Consider the following 23620-nt stretch of genomic DNA (forward strand, 5'->3'; position numbering starts at 1 on the left):
GAATCTGTCCCGCGCACAGGTTGCTAGAGCTGGCCAGGTAGTATGCCGGTTGCACACAGCCATGGCTCACAGGCATTTGAACTGTGAGTATAATGCCGCCTCCCGGAAGCAGACTTCTAACAACAAATACGGCCACAGCGGAGACGAAGCCGATGAGGAGAGCGTACGACACACGGGAAAGGTCCAGTACTCGGTTATTCAGTCTTCGGTACAGATGTCGGAGAGTGTCTATACACTTAACTATCATCAACAGTGAGATACTTCTTATCATTAAATACGCAGACCTCCTCCATATTTTATCCGGTGCATAATATATGAAAGTAACGTGTTGTGAAGAGTTGTATGACACTCTGCTCCTCTAGCTTTTTCCAAACGACTATCCTTCGAGAGAGTTACGAATCGCTCGTATCTCGTCTCGAATTTGTTGCCATTGCGTCAGATCTCCAGGGATAACGGATTCCCGTCGATCGGCCCCACCGAGACCATCGTCGTTCAAGGCTGTTCGATCGACGAGTTCCCGGATTGCACGTGGGTCTTCGATCGCCCGGAACGAAAGGTCGCCCCCACCAGCGATTTCGAACGTGACTGAGCCGTATCCGAAAATTGACCCCGTGATATCCTGCCCAAAGGAGCTGTTCTGGACGGTTTCAAGGTTTGCTTGTGTGACAGACCGGGTAAAGATGCCGCGTTTGACGTAGAGTGCGTCGTCGGTTATCACGTACTGTACACCCTGGAGAGCGAAATACTTCCAGAGCGGGATCGCCACCCCGAGTGGAACGACAGCGAGGAAGAGCGGGGTCTCTTCAGCAACACTGACGACGATTCCGAAAGAGAATAACAGAGCGCCAATCACGACTGCTGGAAGGATGGTAGTGATTCGCGGGCGACCGGACCACTCGACTGATTCGGTGGAATCGAGCGGGATAGCCGGATCGATTGACTCCGTCATGGCTGGCTACCGTTCGTCATCCAACTCTTGATCAGCATTAGAGGTCTCGGCATTCTGGTTGCTACTCACGAACTCATTATCGCTGGTGTCGTCCTCGCCAGTTGATTTTTTCTCAGCCGCATTACCGATGTTGGACGTCATGGCCGATGTGTTTCCTGCAGTCTCCTGTTGTGCTTCGAGAGTAGAGCGGATCTCTCTGAGTTCGACGAGGATATCGTCAAGCACATCACGCTTGGTTTCACCCGATTCCGTCGTCGGTTCACCACGGCTGCCCTTCACACGTTTGTTGATGAGCTCCTGAACTTCGCGCGGTTTGGGGACTGACCGAAACTGCATCTCGATACCGGAGCCGCCAGCGGTCGAGATATCGACGTTTCCGTATCCGAACCGAGAGCCGAAGAATCCCTGGCTATAGGAGGTATTCTGGACCTTTCCGAAATCGATGCGCTGGACGTCACGTGAGAGGACTCCTGTCTTCTTATACAACCCATCGGTCGTCACAACGTACTGTGTATTCTCGCGCTGGAGATAAGACCCGGCGATAATGAATAGCCCAATGAGGACGAGGGAGAGGGGGACTCCGACGACTAACGCCGGAATTAAACTGCTTTCGTGGGGTTTCCCAGACCACACAATCCTTTCGTCCTTATCAAGAGTCAACCAGTCTGAGATTTCTGAGTCGATCGTAGATGATTCGGACATACAAGACACTTTATCAGATGACTGTATTAAAATCTCGACAGGACGATAGCGATGGTACCGTTCAAGCAACCTCAAAAAAGGAGTGATCGTTACATCTACGGAGAACCACCAAGTGCCGAGAGGTCGAACGATTCTTGCTACGGATCAACCGTCGGATTTGGAACGTCCATAGAGATGTCGACGAACCGAACGAGTAGCGACGTTTCGCCCTGGTTCGTGATCTCAAATTGGGCTTGACCTTCTGGTCCGGTATCAACAGTTGACACTTGATGGAGTGCGTCGTCGCTTGCCTGCTGCACTCCGGTCCAACGGGTGGGGACAATTCTAGGCGCTGACAGCGCCATTCGGGTATAGCAGTTAGGTCGGGTTTCACTCAGAGAAAGACAGCTAACTCGAATTCGTACTTACTCACGTCCTAAATCGCGTGTACATTCGAAAACGCAGTATACTCCCTATAACCGCTGCGTTCCCGACGTGGTCAGCAGTGTTGAGCTGCGTGAGGACGCGTTGAGTCTCTTCGACATCAGAGGCAACTCTTAACGAGTACCTAGCTATGACTGTACAGAGCGTTTCAGTACCGCGACAACTCGAATTGAAATTGTTCTTTGCGCTGTTCCTACCGAAACGGTGGTCACTACGGCTCAAAATGGTTAAATCTGGTTTTGATACTACGTTCGATCTAATACATGACGACGGTTATTCGTGAATACAATGGTCACAGTCTCCGCATTCAAAGATGGCTCCACTACCCTCCGATCGAATCCGATACTGCTCGTCGCCGGCCTCCTCGTCGGGGTCGTAAGTCAACTCCAGTACGTGGATCACCTGATTCAATCACCACTACTGTCAGCAGGTGTTTCACTCGCATGGCTAATTGTGTTCCCGTTTGTTCTCGGTGGTTTTATCCGAACCGCTAAGGCCGCGATTGACGGAGCAGACGCGTCGCTCACCCAGTTTTTTACTGCAGCCCGAGCACATTATCTTCCGCTTCTCCTTGCAACTGTGTTGTTCATACTTATCGTGTTCGGTACCGCTGTCGGACTCGGACTCATTGGGTTCATCCTCGGTATCGGAACGATGGCACTCGCCGCGATTAATGAGATGGCTGCCCTCGTCGCAGGCGTCGGATCTATGCTCATCTGGTTGGTGTCAATTCTCATTGTCATTATGTTCGTGCAGTTTTACGACGCTGCGATCGTCATCGAAAACCAGAGCGTTACTGATGCGTTTCGGAGAAGCGTTGGGCTCGTTCGCTCGAACCTGAAAAGTGTTACAGGATTCTCGCTGGCGTGGATCGTCCTGCTGAACGTCTTCTTCATTCCCGAATACCTGCTCCGGTTGACGATGACGGACGCTGGCCCAGCTGACATATTACCGGTCGACCTCGGGATTCCGTTTGCTGTCCTGCTCCCGATTGGGATTGCACTTTCCGCGATCGGCTTCGCGTACTTCTATACCGTGTACACGGCCTACTATATGCAACTAATCGCTGTCTCACCAACCCCCCCGAAATCAACAGAAACACCTACCAACAATCACGACCAATAGTTTCGACCAGCCACCGATCGAACCAGATCCCCACGACCGCCATTCACAGAACCTAACTGCACTTATGCCACAACTCCTCCCGACACAAACGGACGCCACCGTCGAACGAAGCGATACCCCAGCTGTCCTGAGTCTTGATGACGACACGACGCGAGATGTGATCGAAGCGTTGTCTTCCGAGACTGCCTACGAGATATTTCAGCTGCTCAACGAGACACCAGCGACTCCGTCGCGGATTGCTGACCAACTCGACCAGAGCGTGCAGAACGTCCATTACCACTTGGAGAATCTCGAAGCAGCCGGCGTGATTGAAGTCACTGACACCTGCTATTCAGAGAAGGGCCGTGAGATGAGCGTATTCGTCGTGTCCGAGGATCCCACGCTCCTTTTTCTCGGCACCGAGGACGATCGGCCGAGTCTCAAACACGCGTTCAAGTCCTTCGCCTCGCTGCTTGGCCCCCCATCGATTCTGCTCGCGGCCGGCGAATCCATCTCCCAGTTCGTTACTGCCGAATGAGCGAACATACCGACGCACCGAGCCGAAGGATTTCTGCCGCCGCCGACACAACCACGCGTGACGTGGCATCGACGATCAAGGCCCGAGACGATGTTGAGGGCTGTGGCTGTCTCGAATGCCGCAACATCAAGACAACCACCACCAACCGGACCGTCCTCGACGCGCTCGTCTGGTCCGTTCGCTTGTTTCGTTCCTACCCATCGATTCTCGCCTTCGCTGGCGTCATTATCCTCGCCAACCGCCTTCTTGAGACGGATAGCATCGCGCTGCTTCCGATGCCCGCAATCGGCGTGGCCGAGGCCGTGACTGCTTTTGCGTTCATTATCTCGATTCGCGCATACGTAGGAACGATCGTCGCCGGCGAACTAACGGGCCAGCCCGTCACGATACGCGAAGGACTGCGTCGAAGCATCGCCCGGACACCGGCGTTAGTCGGCGTTATCCTCCTTATCCTGTTTTCGGTGATGACGATCCCGTTTTTCGTGTCGCTTCCACTCTTCCTTCTGGTCGGCGTGCTCCCCATCACGCCGGTAGAGATGGTCAGTTTTCCCGTCGCTGCAGCGGTCGGCGGGGTTATGTTTGCCGTGCCGTTTTTGTTTCTCTTGTTCAAGTTCTGGTTCGCGCCCGAGGCGTGCGTCATCGGCCAGTATGGTCCTCTCAAATCACTCCGAATTAGCTGGCGCATCACAACGAATTACCGACGAAAGTTCGTCCTCATCGTCGTCATCGCTATTGGAAGTGCACTCAACCTATATTTACCAACAGTTCTCCCCGGACTCGAAACGGGAGTGACGTTGGTACATCCTGCGTTACATGTGATTTCGTCGAGTGCCGGTGAACTCCTCTCGATTGTGTGGGCCAGTGCGTACGCGCACATCTACGTCCAAGGGGTCGTGTCGTGAATCCGGAATTGTGCTGAGGATTCAATTTCCTTGAATCGCATCAATGACGATCGCTGCAATCACAACCGGCTCTGTCGGGATCGAACTCGTATCGGTAAGACTGATCTTGTACTGATCAAAGTCAAACAGCGCGAATTCGCCCTCAATTGAGCCGACTGGATTACCTTCTAAATCGGTTATCTCGTACTGGTGGGCGATCCCTTGGCCGGCTGGCAGGAATTTCCGTGCGAGGGTAATGAGTACACCGCGTGAGCTAATCTCAGCAAGCAGCGATTCATCGTCGACATCACGGAGTCGCCACGTGTCTTGCAAAAACGAAAGGTCATTCTCGAGGATAACGAGTTCTTCGTCAGTCTGACTGTCCGTGAGGAGATAATCGCCAGCAATTTCCCACGTATCGACCGCTTTCACACGACAGATCTCAGTCCCATCGGCATCGACGAATGGAAACTCGTCTTTTCCCTCGTACATCTGGTACGTAGTGCGAAAAAGCGTATCACCAGTAACATCCCTCGCTTCATATTCGGGGCGAAAGTTCTTATCGCGTCCAGTCTGCTCGACAGTATACTGGCTTCCAGCGAGATCAATTGCGGAGAGTCCATACTGTTGTAAGTCTGTCATAGTTCGATGTGTTCAATCGTGACAAAAGTAACTACCGCCTGTAGTAGCCATACGCGGTACCGTTGGGTCCGCCACCCGTTCATGGTGAGTAGACGGCCTCGTTGATGAGTTCGGACGGCGAGCAAATCGTAACCGCGAGTATGCGGTTCAATTGCTACGCGAAGGACGGAACGCGCCCGTAACTGATACTGATTTGTTGCAATGAGGAGGCTCTGTGCTGTATTCACGCTCTGGATCAGTCACACCAGTACTGACAGAACCCGAGTGAGGTCTGAAAGCCGTGCTGTACGCAGAGTATGAGGCGGTCGCACATTTTTTTCAACGCACGACAGTCGATAGCTCTGCATCGTTATGCTCTGTACCGCTGTATTATCATCCATCCGAGTGACGCAATACCGACCAATAAGAATGCGCTACCGAAGAATACCGACTGGTTCCCGAGGAGGTCTGAAAGACCGAAAAAGTCGGTTCGATTGAGGTAGCCAAGGCCGAAGAATATCCCGATGACGACTATCCCAGCACCGATTCGTAGAGCCAGGTCACGCAGAAATCCTTCGAGCGTTGGCTCCGGAACCATACACGTCGTTCTCTGCCTGCCCTCCCTTATGATGGTTTTCCCAACCGCTGGATGTGCTTCAGCCTGAGAGAGTAACGGGAAATCGGCGGCCTTGCATCGTAAATCAGTGGGTCTACTGCGGGAATGCTTCTGCCGACTCACTCCAATCAACACTCTATGATGGAGACGTGCACGTCAACACGTGCGAGAGCCACGCGTCGCGCCAGCGACGCGTGGCTCTCACCCCATCGAGGCATCTCCAAAGACAAACTCACACCCTACCTCAGAGCCCTCCAACTACGGAGGCGCGTCCGCCGCAAACCCGGTGACGAAGCACTCAAAACCATCTTAGAAACTGCGCTATGATGCCACCAACAATCCTCTACCCATGAGCGAAGAGAAGTATTTCAGTCGGTGCTGATCATCACTTCGCTGGCTTTGATAACTGCCGAGACTTCGTCGCCTTGTTCGAGTTCTAGCCGCTCAGCGGAGGCTCGCGTGATTGTTGAGGTTACTTTTTGTCCGTCACCTAATTCAACCACGACTTCCGCCACTACATCGCCTTTATTAACCGATTCTACGGTTCCAGTCAGGTTATTTCGGGCACTTAATCCCATAGCTGAATCTTGCTCTATTGACGTAAGAATCTGCTGTCGGTCAGTGAATCAGGGATTTGTCGGAAAGCGTAATCTAATATAGTTACTTTAAACCGGTAGTAATGAAAGACGGTTTCTCGTGGGAATTTTGTATATAGCCGCTTTTTACCGGTTCAATGGCGATTACAGTGACGATCAGGGACGACCGTGCGTTCACGTTGTCCTGGTCGGAGGCCACCGGCGCGATAGGTGATTCAGTTACGGTACTCCCGATTGTCGTCTCCGTCGCCGTCCTCACCGACCTCTCACTGGCCCTAATGCTCGTCTGGTTCGGCATCTTCCAAATCGTCTGGGGGTTCTATTACAGGGCTCCGATATCCGTCGAGCCGATGAAGGCAGTCGCAGCGCTCGTCATTGCTGGCTCGATAACTACGGGGGAGTTACTCGTCGCTGGCTTGTTGCTTGGCGTAGTACTGCTGACTATCGGGACAACAGGGTCACTGGAGCGCTTCGGCCAGTACATCGGTTCCCCGGTAGTTCGAGGTATCCAGTTCGGTGTCGCACTCGTTCTCGTTGAGACCGGTATCAGGCTCGGCAGTACGAACCTCCAGCTAGCGGCGTTGGCGGCTGTGGTCGCGGCTGTCTTAATCGCGCTTGGGTACTGGAACATGAGCGGATTCGTCGTCCTTCTGTTGGGTGGCGCGTTGGCAGTTCTCTCAACCGGGCTCCCGTCCCCGTCGCTCCCGCCGACGGACAGCATGGCGCTATTTGGCTCGGGCAACCTCACACTCTCCGCCCTTGAGGCAGCTGTCGCCCAGTTAGCGATGACGCTTGGCAACGCCGCACTGGCAACGTCGGTCCTGCTGGCGGACTACTTCGACCGTGATGTCTCGGCCGACGACCTCTCGACGAGCATGGGCTTCATGAACCTGATTGCAATCCCGTTCGGCGCCCTCCCAATGTGTCATGGCAGTGGTGGCGTGGCAGGAAAGTACGCCTTCGGAGCCCGAACAGTCGGCGCGAACGTTATACTCGGCCTCGGTTACGTTACCGTGGCTCTTCTGGCGGTCGAGATTGTAAACGCGTATCCCGTCGCAATGCTCGGCATAATACTCGCCCTGATTGCGCTCCAACTGGGGCGAACCAGCATTGAGAAGGCTGACGAGTACCCCTTGGTGATCGGCATCGGAATCCTTGGACTCCTCGTGAATCTCGGAGTTGCGTTCGTCGTCGGCATCGTTGCCCACATATTCGTCCGTCGATACGATCTGTGGTGATCGGCGTCCACGGGATTCAGTTGTTGTACCCGAGCACACGTGGACAGAAACACTGGCACGTCTGCGCGCTTCCCTTGTGTGCCTGACTACCGGCAGCGCTCACCGATGGGGCTCAGTCAGGAACTTCCCGGAGCGTTCGGCGAGTCGCTCTCATATCCTGTGGACCCACACGTCCCCGTCGCCAGTGACGGTTACGACGAGCCGCTCGCGTATTTCCCGCCCCTCAATTACGTCATCAGCGGCGTCGCTGATACGCCTGATAAGTTCGGGGGCGTCCTCGTTCACCTTCACGCCAGCGTCGTCACACGCATCAAAAACCTGGTAGGGAACGTTGTAGAGATCGCTGTTGGCGGCAATCTCGACTCGGACAGGCGCTGATAGCAGATCCGCAATCCGAACTGTTTCGCGGGCCTTGGCGACGTTCTCACGGGCACTGGCCTCGATTCCGGAGACGTTCGCTCGCGAGGTTCCCAATTGGTCGGCGATGCTCGCCTGCTTGAATCCCCGTTCCCGCAGCGCCAGCACCTCCACTTGGCGGCGAGTGAGGATGTTTGATCTTTCCTCGAATCCGACTGTGTCGAGGAATTCCTCAACATCGAAGTCCCCAATGACCGCCACCCGCTCGGCGCCGTCGGTTCCGCTAGAATTTTTCCCCTCGTCTCGCTCCATATTTGTCTTTCTGAACGTAACCATAATAAGTTACAAGGTAACTGATTCCGGATGACTGCTCTCACTGTCCTCGAACCACTGAGACGCAGAGATCTTCAGGTTCAAATTGCCGGATCGCCCCTCTATGGAACAGTACTTAGAATCCGAGCACATCCCCCTGTCCTCATATGATGTCAACCGACTTGTGACCTGAGTGGGATCGATATATAGCAAATGCGGTTTCCCATCTCCAGAATTTCTCGTCAGTGACCCCCAAAAATATGACTGGCCAGACCCTTCGTTGTTTCTAGAATGGGACAACCATTAACACACCGATTCATCGATAGGTGAGCCACCAATGAATCGAGATGCACGGTCGCGTCGACAGGTACTCGCGGCGATTGGTAGCGCCGCCACGGCCGGTCTGGCGGGTTGTGGGTTCACCAGCCTGGGCGACCAAGGTGACTCGATCGACACGGAAACGAGTGACAATCCAGCCGGACCGACTGACTCGGCGACGCCGTCGCCGAGAACGGAGACAACGACATCGACGTCCTACGAGGCGTGCATGGAGCCGGTGGGTTGCCTCACGTTCGACGAACCCCCGGAGCGGTGGGTCGCAAACGACGGTATCTATTGCGACATGGGTGTCGCGCTGGGATTGGCCGATCAGCTCGGAGGAATCGGCTCGCCACGGCGCTACTACACCGGCTATTACGAGGAACTTCCTGGCGTTACACTGGATAAAACCAATTATCCGGCCCTCTCGCGAGGCACCCGGATGCCGAAGGAACCGTTCTACGCAGTCGACGCTGATATCCACCTCATAGACCCTGCCTGGCTGACGAATACGTTCGGCTGGACGGAGACTGATGTCGAAGAGATTGCGACGAACGTCGGTCCGTTCTTCGGAAACTATATTCGCGAGCAACACGATGTCTGGCACACATACCGGTATTACTCGCTGTCAGAGGTGTTCGGGAAGGTCGCGGGCCTCTTCGGTCGGCGGTCCCGGTACGAGAAGTGGAAGGCCATCCAATCAGAGCTCACGGATGACATCCAGTCGCGCCTGCCCGACGACAGGGTTGAGTTGCTCCTGTTGCGGCCACAAGGCATCCCACCGCGGTCGTTCTTCCCGCAGTACATCGGCGACTCCGTCTCTGATCTCCAGTGGCAGGTCGTTGAGGTTGATGATACCCTCAAGGGGAGTGGCATTCCCGAGTGGGGGACCCGAATTGACTACGAGACGATTGCGCGGATTGACCCGGAGGTAATCGTCATGGAGACACAGTTCGCTGACGACTTCGTTCTCGAAGAGTCGTTCAGGGAGTTCGTGCTCGGCCACATGCGGGAGCACTCGGTTGCACGGAACCTCACGGCAGTCGAGAACGACCGAGTCCATGCGGGCGGTATCAACTACCAAGGACCGCTCATCTCGCTGTTCCAGACGGAGCAGGCCGCTCGGATCGCCTACCCCGACGAGTTTGGTGAGGAGGAGTTGTTCGACCGCGATCGCGTCGCTCGGATGGTTACTGAGGGCGGATGAGCCGGACCTCCACGCCCAATCTGTCGTCCTGTAGTTCGGTCTCTGGAGGTACCGATGGCAAGTGAACTTGGGGACGGCGAGCGGCCGGCGGCAACCCGGCGGCTCGCGTGGGTCTCCCGGGAACTCGTCATGATTGCTGCCGGGAGTGTTGGCGTGGTCCTCGTCGCTATGACGCTGCAACTCAGTTTCGGTGCCTACCCCCTCGCACCGCTGGATGCATGGCGAACGCTTGCGAATCCAGCTGTCCTCGCTAACGGGGCAGCGTGGCGGGCGTTCCTTCTCGGTGGAACAGTGCCGGAGTACGAGACTGGGACGCTCGTCGTGTGGACGATCCGGCTCCCGCGGGTGCTGGTCGCGTTGCTCGTCGGGGTGAACCTCGCTGTCTCGGGGGCGATCTTTCAGGCAATCACCAGAAACGAACTTGCAAGTCCGTTCGTCCTCGGGGTGTCGTCCGGCGCTGGCCTGGCGGTCCTGCTTACTGTCGTCGTCTTCGCAGGGCTGCTCCCCTTCCTTCCGCTATTTGCCGCACTCGGTGGCGGTATCGCGTTCCTGCTTGTCTATGCGATTGCATGGCAGGGCGGAACTAATCCCGTCCGGTTAGTGCTGGCTGGGGTAATCGTCTCCAGCGTCTTCGGGTCGATACAGACTGGGCTGTTCCTCCTCATCGAGGACGTCGGGGTTGCGCAGGGCGTCGTCGCGTGGACAGCGGGGTCTCTCGTCGGGGCGGATTGGGCGCAGGTGCGGATGCTCCTGCCGTGGACCGTCATCGCCGTCGGCAGCGCGTTCGCGGGTGCCAGAGAGCTGAACGTCCTCACGCTCGGCGAGGAAACTGCCGACTCACTGGGGCTGTCGGTCGAGCGGGTGCGGTTCCTGCTATCGGCGGTCGCGGTGCTCGCGGCAGCGACCAGCGTCGCCGCCGCAGGCATCGTCGGGTTCGTCGGGCTGGTCGTCCCTCACATTGTCCGTCGGAGCGTCGGCACTGACCACAAGCGACTGCTGGTTGGCTGTGCGTTCGCTGGCCCGGCGCTGCTCGTCGCTTCCGATGCAGGTGCCCGGCTGGTACTCAACCCCGCGCAGGTTCCGGTCGGTATCGTCACGGGCCTACTCGGCGGCCCGTACTTCCTGTATCTGATGCGAAAACACGGTGGATTCGGAGGGTTCCGATGAGCGACGGTAAAGATCGAGCGGCGACTGCAGAAAGGCCCGACATCGACGCGACGCTCACAGCAACGAACCTGACACTGCAGTATCCGGATTCCGAAGCACCCGTCGTCGACGAAGTCACATTCACTGTCCCACGCGGACAGGTCACAGCTCTCATCGGCCCGAACGGCAGCGGGAAGAGTACACTCCTTCGGGGACTCTCCGGGCGGCTGGACCCTGTATCCGGGTCAGTGACACTCGACGGTCGGTCCCTCGACGAGTATGGTGATCGTGAGCGCGCCCGTCGACTCGCCAGGCTCGCCCAGGAGCCGTCCGGGCCGGACGGCCTGACGGTCGAAGAGCTTGCCTACCATGGCCGGTACCCCCACCGTGGCTTCCTCGATACGGTCGAAGAGGCAGACATTGCCGCGGTCAACAGGGCGCTTGGGACGGTTGGCATCGACCACCTCCGTAATCGACCGCTGGCTGACCTCAGCGGTGGTCAGCGGCGACTGGCGTGGCTTGCGATGGTGCTCACACAGGACGCCGACATCCACTTGCTTGACGAGCCGACGACGTTCCTCGACCTCCGCCACCAGCTCGCCGTGATGGATGTCGTGCGAACGCTCCGTGAAGACGACGAGACGACGGTCGTACTCGTCTTACACGATATCGAACAGGCCGCGCGGTACGCCGACGAGATGGTCGTGTTGGGGGATGGTCGAATCCGCGCACGAGGCGATCCCGAGGAGGTGCTCACACCGGCCCTGCTCGCGGACGTGTTCGGTGTCGAAGCGACCGTCGAGCGGGGGCGGTATGGGCCGCGGCTCACCATGATTGGCCCTGCAGACCGATGATGAACGCCACTGGTTCCAATGGAACCATGCCTTTTGCTGACTGTCTGCCCGTCGCACATTTCGACCGCGACCATCTCCGTTGTCGCACATTTCGACCGCGACCATCTCCGTTATCCGTTGTTATGAATACAGCGAATAGGCCTTGTTTAGATGCGGTGCAGATTGGCTTCTACTGCCTTTACCGGACCAACGAAACCGGACATAGAGGCACTCAGGGATTGGTTCTACCTTCCCGACATAGACACTAACTGACGCCTTCTGGACCGTCTAAACAAGGCTCAGCGAATCTATTCACGACCGCAGTGGGCAGTACGGACGAGAGATGAGTCAATCAAATTATAATATACAGTATGTAGTTCAGGGGGCTCCGTTGTCCGCTGATTCCTGTTCTTCTATCTCTTCGATTCGTTCTTGTAGCTCTTCAACCGCCTGTTCATCGACCGTCCCCCAATAGGCGACGACGATGATAGCGAGGATAAACACGAGCCCCCATCCGATTGTCGCATACTCGTCCGGGACGTATAGATTGAAGATCCCATCGATTACGCCTTCCAATGAGAAGACGATGAGGACCGGACCGACGACATCCCGTGGGAGGAAATGGTCAATATATGCCTTCAATACACTTGGGTTCACGTTCATGCCGAGGTCATCTCAGCCGAATAATTAATCCCTTCCGACGGGTTTCGAAGGCTATCGAACAAAACGTATGGTTCCCGAGCAGCCGTTTCGTCGCTCTAATGAACAAGGACAGCGCACTCAATAACGATTCTTAAAACAAACCTCTCCCGGCAGCGCCCCTGAAGCAGACGGGTGCTTCTCATCCCGTACATACCACACAATCGCCCATCCGCTACGGTTACCATGTCCCTGATTGCGATTCGACTATCGTGAACCGTGGCGAGGTGCGTTCTCAGAAACTGTCAAGTGAAAATCATTACTATCGGATGGCTCAATGTGTGGTGTATGGATTACCGAGTTCTAGTGATGGCGTTTGTCATCCTTCTCGCTGGGTGTCCCGGTGGCGGACCGGACGGGTCGACCGGTCAGACAGAGAGTACTGCAACCGCAGTCTCGACGCCAACTGCAACGTCCGCCGTGACATCAACGACCACACCAACCGACACAGCACGCCCCCAATCCACGGAACACACTCCGAGTGAGTCGTTCGTCGTCGGGACCGGGTCCTCTCAACTCCGCTACGTTGTCACTGAGCTCAATCGAACCGATCAGGTCGGCGGGGAATTTGGCGTCAGCGCCGACGAGGGGTTCGTGGTTATCAATCTCGAGGTGACGAACCTCGGAGAGAACGCGACGCGCCTCACCAGCGACGTGTTCACACTCGTCGATAGTGAGGGACAAACGTACGCCACGGATAGTCAAGCGATGGTCTTCCACGACGAAGCGTTAGTTCTCCGGAGACCCAGCCCCGACGTGACTATTGACGGAGTGGTTATCTTCGATATCCCGGCCGATAGACAGGGGCTCCGCTTGCGAATAGAACCCGTCAACAGCACGGCGACAGCCGACACCCACTACGTAGAACTATCGTAATCCGTTGTCACAGATTTAATTGATGTAGGCTGTCGAGTACCGGCACTAAGGCTACTACCGTCGGACGGAGCTCGTGACTGACGCTTCCAGGATGACAGTGCCGTCTCTGCTGACCAGTCTGGTGGCTCCCTCGCCTGTCGTTTCTGAGAGGAACCGTGGTGCGTGTGGGATGTCGAAATCTTCTGGGCGTTTGTAGTTCGCCGCAATCTCCCAGGTCCGAGCGAGCATCGATGAGGCCCCCGAGTCGTCTGCTGTCACGAGGACCGAACCTCCACTCGGTCGTGAATCGGTCCTGCGCGCTCCGCAAGATGGCCAGGATCGCGGCCGTTCGCGACGGCTAACAGCTCGGCGACGATGCTGTACGCTATCTGGTAGGGGCTGTCCCTGCCGAGATCCACCCGGTTCATAACGGGTGTGACGGGCCGATTTTGGTCTGTGGCACCTCGCCTTACATAGACGAGGTGCTGATCTGAGCACCAAAAGCGTACAAAATATTATGTTCTCTTGCCGTCATTTGCGCCCATGGCGGCGATTGAGGTATCGGGGCTGAGCAAACAGTACGGCGACGTTTGGGCCAACGATGACCTGACGTTCACCGTTCAAGAGGGCGAGATTTTCGGCTACCTCGGGCCGAACGGCGCGGGGAAGACGACGACGATTCGCAGTTTGCTCGGCTTCCAGTCGCCGACCGAGGGAACCGCGACGGTGCTCGGCCATGACGTTCGCGACGAAGACGAACTCCTCGAAGCGAAGGCTGACATCGGGTATCTGCCAGGCGATCCAGGCCTTGACGAACAGGTCACGGGCCGCGAGTACCTTGACTACCAATCGTCGCTCAAAGGCGACGAGCGGCGTGAGGAGTTGCTAGAGCTGTTCGACCCGCCACTCAACCGGAAGATTCGGGAGTACTCCCGGGGCAACAAACAGATGGTCGGTATCGTTCAGGCGTTCATGCACGACCCGGAACTGGTCATTATGGACGAACCGACTTCCGGGCTGGACCCGCTGAAACAGGAGGCGTTCAACGAGTTCATCCGGGGAGAGCGATCGAAGGGCAAGACGGTGTTCTTTTCCTCACACGTCCTCGGCGAGATCCGACGAGTCTGTGACAGGGTCGGAATCATCCGCGAGGGAAAACTCGTGACCCTCGAGGAGATTGATGCATTGCTCCGGCGCGGCGGGAAGCGTGTCCGGGTCCACACGCGGTCCGATGCCGACCTCGCCAGGCTAAGCGGTGAGGGTATCCTCGACCGAGAAACGTTCGATGACGGCGTCCAGTTCACGTTCACTGGCGATTACAACACCCTCGTGTCGCTGCTTGCTGACTACGACATCGTCGATCTCGAAATCGAGGAACCACCGCTCGAAGATGTGTTCATGCACTTCTATGGAGAGGACTGATGTTCGAAGTGACCCGTTACGAGGGCCGCCGACGGATGCGAGGGACGGCCGTCCTCACTGTCCTGCTTGCGGTCTACGCGCTGCTCATCGTCTTCCTGTATCCGTCCATCGCCGAGTCGAGCGTCGACTTCGAGGAGTACGTCGAGAGCCTCCCGCCGGCGTTCCAGGAGGGATTCGTCGGGTCGGCGAACTTCTCGACTGTCGAGGGGTTCCTCTCGATCGAGATGTACCAGTTCCTCTGGCTCCTGTTGCTCGGGCTGTACGTCGCCTACAGCGGGGGCGCGCTCGTTGCGGGGGATGTCGAGACCGGGCAACTGGACATGCTGCTCGCGACGCCGATCTCGCGCTCGCGGGTCGTGGTCGAGAAGTACCTCTCGTTGCTGGTCCCCGTCCTCGGCGTCAACCTAGTGACGCCGTTCGTGGTCTATGTCGGCCTCCTCGCTATCGACGAGACAATCGACCCGGTGTCGCTGTTCGCGCTTCACCTGCTTTCGATCCCGTATTTGCTGATGTGTGCCGGCGTCGGCCTGCTGCTGTCTGTCCGCCTGGACCGCGCCGACATCGCCCAGCGGGGCGGGATCGGTGCGGTGTTCGGCCTGTTCCTGCTGGATACGGTAAGCACCGACACCGACTTCGAATGGCTCGGGGCCCTCAGCCCGACGCGGTACTTCAGTCCTGTAGACATCCTCAGCGAGGGGACCTACGACGTGGCCGGCGCGCTGCTTCTGCTCGCGGGAGCCATCGCCTGCGTCGGCGTGAGCGTCGTCCTGTTCCAACGGCGGGACATCTGATGGCGTGACCGATGCCACCGACCGCCGATCTACCAATATCCAATGTACAACCCTACCACACTCCGCGACGGCGGAATTGCCACTGAGACGGATCGATCAATGGAGAGATCATGAGCCGACTCGCAACCGCAACGAAGCTGCTGACCGTCGTGGTCATCTGCTCGTTGCTTGCTACCGGCGTTGTCGTGGGGTTCGTCAGGGGGGCACCGGAGCTCTCCGCTTCGCTCGCCGACAACCGCGTCGCCGCTGGCGAGGAGGCGACACTTGCGGTAACGCTCACCAATGCGGGCGAACTAGAGACCATGTCGACGACGAACCCGGAGTTGAATCAGCGGGTTCTCACGGCAACCGGCGTCAACACCCAGCTTCGGGCGGGCGACGCGCCGATCTCCGTCACCACTGGCCGGCAGAGCGTCGGAAGCATTGCCGACGGTGGCGAGCGGGTCGTCCCAGTCAGTATCTCGGTCGATGAAGACGCCTCACCCGGATCGTATCGCCTCCCCTTGCGCGTGGCGTACACGCACACGTCGGAAATCGACGAGGGCGGCGGCTTCTCTCGATCGCGGACAGTCGAGAGGACGCTGTCCGTGACAGTCCGGGTCGTTGAGCAAGCCCAGTTCGCCGTCGTCGACACCGAGGCCGACGTGGGACCGGCGAGTGTCGGCACGGTCTCTGTGACCCTCGAAAACGTCGGCAGCGAGGCGGCGAACGAGACGGCCGTCTCACTGGGTTCGCTGGATCCCGATGTCCGCGTCGGGTCGTCAGGAACGTCGAGCCACTACGCCGGCGCGTGGGATCCCGGGCAACGACGGACGCTGACCTACGTGGTTGCAGCGACCGAGACAGCGACGAACGCGACGTACCCATTTCGGGTGACCACTGCGTTTGACGACGACCGCGGCGTCCGGCAGACCGATGAGTCCAGCGTCGTCGGCGTTGAGCCACGGACCGACCGCCAGTTCGTCGTCACCGACGTGGACAGCGACGTGGCAGCCGGCGGGTCGGGAACGCTCGGCGTCACGCTCCGGAACGACGGGGCGCGGACGAATGAAGCCACGCTCACCCTCCGGTCGGCTGGCTGGGCACTCGCCGTTGACGGAGGGGATGCGAGCACCCGGTTCGTCGGGGACTGGCCGTCTGAGGCCGAACGGACGTTCACCTTCGACGTGACCGCGCCGCCCAGCACGGATGGCGGGACCTACACGCTTGACGCGGCCGTCGACTACCGGACCGACCGGGGTGCCGATGCGTCGGCCAGGCCCGCAAGCATCGGGGTGGCCGTCGCGCCCGAGTCCGACTTCGCCGTCCGAAATCCCGACGTCTCGCTGGCTGTCGGTGAGGAGGGGCAGGTGCGCGGGACGGTCGTCAACCGTGGCCCCACACCGGCACGCAATGCCGTGGTCGTCATCTCCTCTCCATCGCCGAATGTCCGGTTCACGGAGACGACGTACGCCCTCGGCGATATCGAGATGGGCGCCACGGCCGACTTCACGTTCGACGCAGCAGTCGCCCCGACGGCTGAGGCCGGTCCCCGGCCGCTCGACGTGACCGTCCGCTACGAGGGACCGAGTGGCGATGCCAGAGAGAGCGCGCCGCTCCGCGTCCGCGGTGATGTCGCGCCCCAGCCCGACCGCCTCGCGTTCGAGGGGGTGAACGCCAGCTACGGCATCGACACGAGCAACAGGCTCAGCGTCCGCGTCACGAACGTCGGCGACGCGCGCCTCGTAGACGTGCGAGTCAGCCTCGCGACGGCCCCGCCGTTCACCAGCGAATCCCCCAGCGCGTTCGTCAGCGCGCTCGACCCCGGCGAGACTGCGACGCTCGGCTTCGAACTCACGGTCTCGGAGGACGCGGTCGAGAGCACCCACGCCGTCGCGCTCAACGCGACCGCCGAGACGACCAACGGTGACATGATCCGGATGGAACCGTCGCTCGTAGCAGTAACCATCGCAGAACCGTCGGGTCCGGGCGGCGACACTGCCCTCGTCGTCGGCGTGGCCGTACTCGCGGCAGTCGTGATTGTAAGCGGGTGGTGGTGGCTCCGTCAGTAAGCACCGATCGTCTCGTTTCAGTCGATCATCGAATTTCCACGCTGGATGGTATTGGTTTGCGCTTCGTCCGCCATACAGAATTGAACGCCAAGAGAAATATTCTTACGAACCACCGGAAGCTGATGAGAGGGTCCCTCGTCTGTCAAAGTCGTCCGGACACTCCTTGCATTCCATCCACTGGAGGGCGGACACAAAACGCTCGATAAGATATCGGTCGGCGCAGCAGTCGAAGATGCACACACCATCAGCGAGGACGAGAACCTTCTGGCCGTATTCGATGCACTCGCAGAGTACACGTACATCGCAGTGGATCGAGATGACGAGTGGCGGATTCTGACCGACTACGATCTCCTCACGCAGCTGAAACGGTTGCTCGAGCCGTTTCTGTTGATCGAGTCGATCGAAATGCAGTTGCGTGATATTTTCACGCGAGTGTTTGGGGATTCGCTATCGGAGCAGTTGGCCGAAACGTTTGACGAGGAACACCCACTACCAACACCGGCATCCATCGAGCATTGCAGTTACGGACACTATGCCCAGTTCATCTCTATACACTGGGAGGAATTCGAATCGCTCTTCGATGATCAACAGGACGTGATTCGCGAGCTAGTGCTTGAAATCGGGGATATGCGAAATCAACTCTTTCACTTTCGAGTCGACGATCCGGATGAATTTGACCGAGACCTGCTTCGCTTCGGTCAGTCGTACTTCTCTTCAGTGTAACTTCTGGAGTCGTGTACGGGTTGTCCTGAGTATCATACGGCTTGATGTCAGATCGACAACTGGCTCGCGCTCTATGCATTGAGGTGCTCAGTCTCAACTATTGGACCGACGAGCGAAAGCGAGAGCTCCGCCGCGAGTTCATGCGAGAAAAACTGAGCACTGCCTTTGGTAGCGAGTAATCATAGAGATTAGCAGAGCATCCATACCTTGGGAGTGATTATATAATCACGACCACTTTTCCACACCCAAGTCGTCGGGTAAGCACGAATGCTACAACTGCCTCACAGAGCCGCTTCTTCGAGGGAAAGCCGCTGGCAGCGGCTAGCTCTCGGCGAGTATGGGAACAGTTGCGAGTTCCGATCCTTCGGCGGAAGTCTTATCACGAATTATATATAATTCGTAATCGAGATGGCGCAATCACCTTCCCGGTCAGGCCGACCACCAATTCAGCAACTTCAGACGGTGGCCAACCTTCTCGACACGCCGGCACTCGCTCGGCTGTACGCCCATATCTTGCAACACGGTCCTGTCTCCGTGTCCGAAATCGTCGATGAACTCGATATTCCACAGGGGACCGCTTACGACTATGTGCAGAATCTCGAAACGGCTGGCTTAGTGGAAAAGACCCGTGATCAACGCCCGTATGGATACGACGCTGAGTGGATTAGACTCACCCTCTCGACGGATGGTGAGACCCAAACAATCACGCCGGCACTTATCGCCGCTGTGGCGCGTCGCGACCAGGACGAGGACATCGACGTCTACATCGAGCGCCATGGCCTCGACGGTCTTGCTATCGCCCTCGAGTACGCCTACGAGAACGTCGACGGGGTGGTCAACCATCGGATTGCGGCCCGGGAACTTGACCTTTCACCGCTTGAAGCCGAGATTATTCTCCAGGCGCTGGAACCGGTTGCTACCGAGTACGCCGACGCGGTTGCATGACGACGGCTTATATCGCCGATACCGGCGTTTTCGTCCGGTGTGGTGGGCCGGACAAGGGCAAATTTCAACGGCTTCGTCGGGCACTTCGACAGGCAAATCTCTCGTTGTGTATCCCCCAGCGCGTCTACGAAGAACTCGGTGGCGATCCGGCAGCGGACGAGTATCCTTCGAGAGATATTCCCAATCCCGATGGATTCAACGAGGGGTGGATCATCGTCGCCGATGAACTCGACTACACCAATCCGCTTGTCTCGACGGTAATGGACGAAGCACGTCGGTTTATAGCCAACGAGACCGACCGCGATGAGGATATCACCGAGAAGGAGACACGGCACTCGTGGGGCTTGCTGCTCAAGTACTTCATACTGGAAAGGCAGACCACGTTGTTCTCCTTACAACCGACAAACCCGCGGGACGGGCGGCCGAGACGCTCCTCCCGCAACACGGGTTCAACGACCGTATCGAATTCCGGTACGTCAGTGTTGAGTATCTCGAGACGATTACAGCCGACGAATTTCGATAACGCAGCGCCGGGGTGGGACCGGTGAGCGACGATCGGTCTTCTTCCTGTCTCGAAAGCGCTCACTCGACTTCGTCGTCCGAACGCGTTCCTGGTTCCGTGAGTTCCGAGAAATCACACGGATGTAGGTCATCTATAACACCAAGTGTGCGGTAAAGCGTGTATCCCACCAACCTATGGCGATTCACCACAGCCATTTACAACCATACTGCTCAAGATAGGTTCGATGGGCTTTTTTCACATCTTGGGAGGAATTGCATTTGGTGCCCTCCTTCATCAACCAGATTGTGTTCAGTGAACCCGCCGGTCGGCCCAATTCAGTAATCCAGTTTACAGCCCCACTCGTTTTCTTGGGGATGTACCTATACGCTTGGAATGGTGGTAACCGCGACTCCAGCAGTTGGTTACTTGTAATGATGGTCGGATCTGCCTTGTCAGCAATTGCTGAATCGCTGCCGAAAGAACACCAACTCACGGCCGGTATCCTTCGGCCGACAGCGGTCACCGTATTGCTGTGTCTTCTCGCCGCTCCGGAGTTCGTCGTTGGATAATCACAAAACATACTACGCTACCACATATCTGTACAATCGTCCCGTTAGGGACCTATCCGAGCCACCATACCTGGTTGCTTGGCATAGTGCCGGGCTTGCATCCCGATATCACTGCTTTCCTGCGATATCGCCTGCTAACTACTTGGACCCAGAGTAAAGGCTCTGTTGAATCTGTCAGAAGGAGACACAGATTACCTGCTGAATACAACGGAAGAATTGAGCACGCTGGTTATCCAAACCAAATAATTTGAACACATTATCTATCTCCAGGTTAATTAATAGAACTCGATACTTGTGCCAAATGTCGGTTCCGATCGGAACGACCACACCTCTCACTTTCAAAACTATAGGTCACAAGGGGCACTGTCTAGTTGATAGATTGAGAAGTGAGCAGGCCGTAGCGAGAGGTGTTCATGACACTCGCAGACCTGCTCAGCGAAACGTTAGAAACGGACAGTCAAGACGTTTGGGAGAATGAGCGCACCCCGACACCCGTCCGGCGGTTTGGGGTGCGTCTCCATACTGCGGGGCTGTCGATTAGGGAGACGGTTGCTATCTTAGATTTGCTGGGTGTCGACCGATCTCACGGAGCAGTCTGGAATTGGGTGCATACACTGTCTGAAACACAGAGCGACCCGCCGACGGCGGAGCCGTCGCGGGTCGCAGTCGATGAGAAACAAATCGAGATCGATGGAGAAAAGAAGTGGTTGTACGCCGCTGTCGACACTGAATCAAAGCTGCTTCTCGAAGTTGACGTGTTCAGCCGCTGCGGGACTGACCCCGCGGCGGCGTTCTTGCACCGGCTCACTCAGAAACACGATGTCGCCGATACAGTGTTTCTCGTCGATGGTGGCGGCTACCTGACTGCCCTCTCACGTCAGGATTTGAGCGGTCGGCTCGACTACCGAATCCGGAACCACATCGAAAAGTGGTTCCAGACTGTGACCATGCGAATCGACCGCTTTCACTCCTTCTGGAGGGGCAGTCAATCCAGCGCGAAAGAGTGGTTACGACGCTTCAGACACCACTACAACCACGAACGCCCAAACCAAGCACTCGACGGCAAAACGCCAGCTGAGGTCATCCAGAACTAGACAGCGCCTCACAAGGAGACCTATCAGAATTGATGCCCGAATAGTACTAGAATCTTCAACTCGAAAATCTCTATAACACCATTCGAACGGTCAAACTATGATTTCTCATATCAACCGGCGGTCAGACCTCGTCAGCCGAACAGGTGCCGGGATTGTAGCAGGGATTCTCAGCATCGTGTGTACGATTCTAGTCGCCGCAAGCACGGTGAATATCCTCTCTGACGCTCTCGAAGACATCGGCACTCTCCTCGCTGTGGCTATCGTTGCACTTCTCATCGGTCTGGGAATCGGTATTCGATATCGGGCACAGTGGCTGACCCCCACGCTCATTGCCGGTGGCCTGACCGGCATTTTTCTGTTCCTCCGAGGGCAACTGTTCCTTGCTGAAGGAACCCCGATTTCGTATCCGCTTCTCTTTGGACTTCCCGGGACGGCTGCCGCGGTTGTATTCATGCTTGGTGGTGGATGGCTCGGGAATCGATTAGCGGTTTCATCCCGTCTCTCACCGTCAGAATTGTCTCCTCTCACACGTGCAGGATTGATTATCGCCAGTGGGTGGACAGTGATTGAACTCCTGTTCGGACTGGGAATAAGTTCGTCAGTCGGAATCTTCCTCGGCAACACATTCGTGGGCGTCCTCGTGGCGACACTCGTTGGCTTTCCCGTCGCCGCGTTGTTCACAGTTCGATACGGCCAGCGTGTCGGTATTGATTGTTCAGACTGGGGGTATATGACGGACGGCCGGACGATTTCACTCGGATTCCTCGGTGGTGCCCTTACGGTACTCATCGTGTACGGCATCGGGTTCGTGAACGCGTCGCTTGGGGGGACAGAGACTTCGGTTGCTGCCTTCGGATTTCTCCTCTCCGATCTCGAAGCTGGTCTCTGGGTCGCTGTCCTCTTCGCGCTTGCGCATGGTCTCGTCGCACCGGTAACCGAGGAACTAGCTTGGCGTGGCATCGTTCAATCAGCGCTCGTCCGTGCGGAGGGACTCACGACGGGTATCGTTATCACTGCTGTCCTTTTCACGGCAAAACACGCGCTCTTGGACGTCTCCCTCGCCCGCGTTCCGACAATACTCGTCTTGGCGCTCGTTCTTGGAATCGTGCGTCACCGCTGGGGGACGACCGCGAGTACCGTCGTACACATGGTCGTCAATCTCACGAGTGTCGGTCTACTCGCAATCTACGTGTTGGGATAATTGGGCAGGAGGTCAGTCTTTTCCAGGCCGGGCTGTAATGTCTACTATGGCGACCCACACTCGTCGTACACTGGGTCAGTCGAGCGCCGAGCGGCCGGACGGTCTGTACGTGTTAGTCGCCGGTCTGTACGTCGCAGCATTTCTGGCTCCGGCGCTCGTCCTCGGACTGTCACGGGTCGTCACTGACGCGGCCGTTCTCTACGTCGGCTTCCTTGTCGCTGTGGCAGGTGTCGCTGCTGTCGCCAGCTCGATCGTCACTCGGACGCCTGGCCTCGCGGTCAGTCTCGGCCGCCACGACTCTGTTTGGCTCCTCGCTGTGCTTCCGTTCTGCTGGTTCGGCGGCGTGTTCGGTGCTGTGGCCGTCGGCCTCGAACCACCCAACCTCGCTGTACCATTAGCAGTGATCGGGACGGCTGGCGGGATGCTGCTCGGCATAATGCTAGTGGCGATGAGTCGGACCCGGCATGCGAACGCGGGGGTAGCGGGTGCCGTTGATTTAGCTGAGTGGGAGGCTCGTTGGCCACGGCACTGGCGGCGTGTGGCTGGCGGTATCTCTCTGGTGGCTTTCACCGCCAGTACACTCGGAATCATCTTTGCGTTCGTGTTCAACTCCGAGTGGGGATGGTGGCTGTACAATCTGTTGTTCGTCGGTGTCGTTCTAATGAACGTACTGAATCCGCGGACGTTCCGTGTGACGGATGCTGGACTCGTAATAGAGCACCCACTCCAGCGGCAATTCCGACCATGGCTCAGCTACACCAGCTACGAACTTACCGACGAGGCGCTCGTTCTCCAACCGGCCGAATGGTGGCATCCGGCGCATCGATGTGATCGAGCGGACATTGACGACGTCAATGCTGCTGTAACGGCACTGGACGATTGTCTCGCTCAGCAGTGACCCACGGTCGAATTCGACTGGTTTGGCAT

At 57.4% G+C, this 23620-nt stretch carries 24 protein-coding genes and 3 pseudogenes; 18 read left to right on the forward strand and 9 right to left on the reverse strand.

The window, feature by feature from the left end; all coding sequences use genetic code 11:
• Positions 1–376: 376 nt before the first annotated feature.
• Entirely contained in the window at positions 377–949 is a 573-nt protein-coding gene (locus KZ498_RS21175; protein WP_312621415.1) for a PH domain-containing protein, read from the reverse strand.
• Positions 950–955: 6 nt separating this feature from the next.
• Positions 956–1651, reverse strand: coding sequence for a PH domain-containing protein (locus KZ498_RS21180; RefSeq protein WP_312621416.1), 696 nt, complete (start codon positions 1649–1651; stop codon positions 956–958).
• A 711-nt stretch (positions 1652–2362) separates the two neighbouring features.
• Between KZ498_RS21180 and KZ498_RS21185 the strand changes: the two genes are divergently transcribed.
• The 3 genes from KZ498_RS21185 (at position 2363) to KZ498_RS21195 (ending at position 4618) form a co-directional block, all read left to right on the forward strand.
• Positions 2363–3199, forward strand: a complete 837-nt coding sequence (locus KZ498_RS21185) for a hypothetical protein (protein ID WP_312621417.1) — start codon at positions 2363–2365, stop codon at positions 3197–3199.
• A gap of 64 nt (positions 3200–3263) precedes the next feature.
• The gene (locus KZ498_RS21190) at positions 3264–3716 is read left to right on the forward strand and encodes a helix-turn-helix domain-containing protein (RefSeq protein ID WP_312621418.1); all 453 of its coding nucleotides are present in this window, start codon (positions 3264–3266) and stop codon (positions 3714–3716) included.
• Positions 3713–4618, forward strand: a complete 906-nt coding sequence (locus KZ498_RS21195) for a hypothetical protein (RefSeq protein WP_312621419.1) — start codon at positions 3713–3715, stop codon at positions 4616–4618. Before KZ498_RS21190 ends, KZ498_RS21195 begins: the two co-directional genes overlap by 4 nt.
• Positions 4619–4639: 21 nt before the next feature.
• Here KZ498_RS21195 and KZ498_RS21200 read toward each other — a convergent pair whose 3' ends face one another.
• Both KZ498_RS21200 and KZ498_RS21205 read right to left on the reverse strand, forming a co-directional pair.
• Positions 4640–5239, reverse strand: a complete 600-nt coding sequence (locus tag KZ498_RS21200) for a hypothetical protein (RefSeq protein WP_312621420.1) — start codon at positions 5237–5239, stop codon at positions 4640–4642.
• Positions 5240–5588: 349 nt separating this feature from the next.
• Positions 5589–5816, reverse strand: coding sequence for a hypothetical protein (locus KZ498_RS21205; RefSeq protein ID WP_312621422.1), 228 nt, complete (start codon positions 5814–5816; stop codon positions 5589–5591).
• A 158-nt stretch (positions 5817–5974) separates the two neighbouring features.
• On the opposite strand from KZ498_RS21205, the pseudogene KZ498_RS21210 reads away from it, so the two are divergent.
• Positions 5975–6161: pseudogene (locus tag KZ498_RS21210) on the forward strand (IS1595 family transposase); the annotation flags it as partial.
• A gap of 41 nt (positions 6162–6202) precedes the next feature.
• Here the strand turns inward: KZ498_RS21210 and KZ498_RS21215 are convergent.
• Complete coding sequence (locus KZ498_RS21215) at positions 6203–6412, reverse strand: TOBE domain-containing protein (RefSeq protein ID WP_312621423.1); 210 nt, start codon at positions 6410–6412, stop codon at positions 6203–6205.
• A gap of 155 nt (positions 6413–6567) precedes the next feature.
• Between KZ498_RS21215 and KZ498_RS21220 the strand changes: the two genes are divergently transcribed.
• A complete protein-coding gene (locus KZ498_RS21220) occupies positions 6568–7668 on the forward strand; it encodes a putative sulfate/molybdate transporter (RefSeq protein ID WP_312621424.1) in 1101 nt (366 codons plus the stop codon).
• A gap of 150 nt (positions 7669–7818) precedes the next feature.
• On the opposite strand, the gene KZ498_RS21225 is transcribed toward KZ498_RS21220, so the two are convergent.
• Complete coding sequence (locus KZ498_RS21225; RefSeq protein WP_312621426.1) at positions 7819–8337, reverse strand: Tfx family DNA-binding protein; 519 nt, start codon at positions 8335–8337, stop codon at positions 7819–7821.
• Positions 8338–8674: 337 nt separating this feature from the next.
• On the opposite strand from KZ498_RS21225, the gene KZ498_RS21230 reads away from it, so the two are divergent.
• Genes KZ498_RS21230 through KZ498_RS21240 form a run of 3 tightly spaced genes read left to right on the forward strand, consistent with a single transcriptional unit; the run spans position 8675 to position 11862 of the window.
• On the forward strand, positions 8675–9862 hold the full coding sequence (locus KZ498_RS21230; protein ID WP_312621427.1) for a Fe3+-hydroxamate ABC transporter substrate-binding protein: 1188 nt from the start codon (positions 8675–8677) through the stop codon (positions 9860–9862).
• A 54-nt stretch (positions 9863–9916) separates the two neighbouring features.
• Positions 9917–11029 (forward strand): iron ABC transporter permease, encoded by a 1113-nt coding sequence (locus tag KZ498_RS21235; RefSeq protein ID WP_312621428.1) that lies wholly within the window; start codon positions 9917–9919, stop codon positions 11027–11029.
• Entirely contained in the window at positions 11026–11862 is an 837-nt protein-coding gene (locus KZ498_RS21240) for an ABC transporter ATP-binding protein (protein ID WP_312621430.1), read from the forward strand. Before KZ498_RS21235 ends, KZ498_RS21240 begins: the two co-directional genes overlap by 4 nt.
• A gap of 357 nt (positions 11863–12219) precedes the next feature.
• Here the strand turns inward: KZ498_RS21240 and KZ498_RS21245 are convergent, their stop codons facing one another.
• The gene (locus KZ498_RS21245; protein ID WP_312621431.1) at positions 12220–12504 is read right to left on the reverse strand and encodes a hypothetical protein; all 285 of its coding nucleotides are present in this window, start codon (positions 12502–12504) and stop codon (positions 12220–12222) included.
• Between the two features lie 345 nt (positions 12505–12849).
• On the opposite strand from KZ498_RS21245, the gene KZ498_RS21250 reads away from it, so the two are divergent.
• Entirely contained in the window at positions 12850–13416 is a 567-nt protein-coding gene (locus KZ498_RS21250; RefSeq protein ID WP_312621432.1) for a DUF4352 domain-containing protein, read from the forward strand.
• A 54-nt stretch (positions 13417–13470) separates the two neighbouring features.
• Here KZ498_RS21250 and KZ498_RS21255 read toward each other — a convergent pair whose 3' ends face one another.
• Entirely contained in the window at positions 13471–13674 is a 204-nt protein-coding gene (locus tag KZ498_RS21255; RefSeq protein ID WP_312621433.1) for a hypothetical protein, read from the reverse strand.
• Positions 13671–13844, reverse strand: a pseudogene (locus KZ498_RS24780) (XdhC/CoxI family protein); the annotation flags it as partial. The pseudogene KZ498_RS24780 and the gene KZ498_RS21255, both read right to left, overlap by 4 nt.
• Before the next feature lie 94 nt (positions 13845–13938).
• On the opposite strand from KZ498_RS24780, the gene KZ498_RS21260 reads away from it, so the two are divergent.
• From KZ498_RS21260 to KZ498_RS21300, 9 genes and pseudogenes are all read left to right on the forward strand, one after another.
• Positions 13939–14817, forward strand: coding sequence for an ABC transporter ATP-binding protein (locus tag KZ498_RS21260; RefSeq protein ID WP_312621434.1), 879 nt, complete (start codon positions 13939–13941; stop codon positions 14815–14817).
• Positions 14817–15608, forward strand: a complete 792-nt coding sequence (locus tag KZ498_RS21265; RefSeq protein ID WP_312621436.1) for an ABC transporter permease subunit — start codon at positions 14817–14819, stop codon at positions 15606–15608. The genes KZ498_RS21260 and KZ498_RS21265 overlap by 1 nt, the downstream gene beginning before the upstream one ends.
• 110 nt (positions 15609–15718) lie before the next feature.
• The gene (locus KZ498_RS21270) at positions 15719–17659 is read left to right on the forward strand and encodes a hypothetical protein (RefSeq protein WP_312621438.1); all 1941 of its coding nucleotides are present in this window, start codon (positions 15719–15721) and stop codon (positions 17657–17659) included.
• 306 nt (positions 17660–17965) lie between these two features.
• Positions 17966–18382: a hypothetical protein gene (locus KZ498_RS21275; protein ID WP_312621440.1), complete on the forward strand. Its 417-nt coding sequence runs from the start codon at positions 17966–17968 to the stop codon at positions 18380–18382.
• A 408-nt stretch (positions 18383–18790) separates the two neighbouring features.
• Positions 18791–19327 (forward strand): helix-turn-helix domain-containing protein, encoded by a 537-nt coding sequence (locus KZ498_RS21280; RefSeq protein ID WP_312621442.1) that lies wholly within the window; start codon positions 18791–18793, stop codon positions 19325–19327.
• Positions 19324–19850: pseudogene (locus KZ498_RS21285) on the forward strand (hypothetical protein). The gene KZ498_RS21280 and the pseudogene KZ498_RS21285 overlap by 4 nt, the downstream one beginning before the upstream one ends.
• Positions 19851–20811: 961 nt before the next feature.
• Positions 20812–21492 (forward strand): IS6 family transposase, encoded by a 681-nt coding sequence (locus tag KZ498_RS21290; protein WP_312621447.1) that lies wholly within the window; start codon positions 20812–20814, stop codon positions 21490–21492.
• Between the two features lie 562 nt (positions 21493–22054).
• On the forward strand, positions 22055–22693 hold the full coding sequence (locus KZ498_RS21295; RefSeq protein WP_312621449.1) for a type II CAAX endopeptidase family protein: 639 nt from the start codon (positions 22055–22057) through the stop codon (positions 22691–22693).
• A 46-nt stretch (positions 22694–22739) separates the two neighbouring features.
• The gene (locus KZ498_RS21300) at positions 22740–23591 is read left to right on the forward strand and encodes a hypothetical protein (RefSeq protein WP_312621451.1); all 852 of its coding nucleotides are present in this window, start codon (positions 22740–22742) and stop codon (positions 23589–23591) included.
• Positions 23592–23620 lie beyond the last annotated feature (29 nt).

It is taken from the genome of Haloarcula sp. 1CSR25-25 (genome assembly GCF_032027985.1).
Taxonomy (GTDB): Archaea; Halobacteriota; Halobacteria; order Halobacteriales; family Haloarculaceae; genus Haloarcula.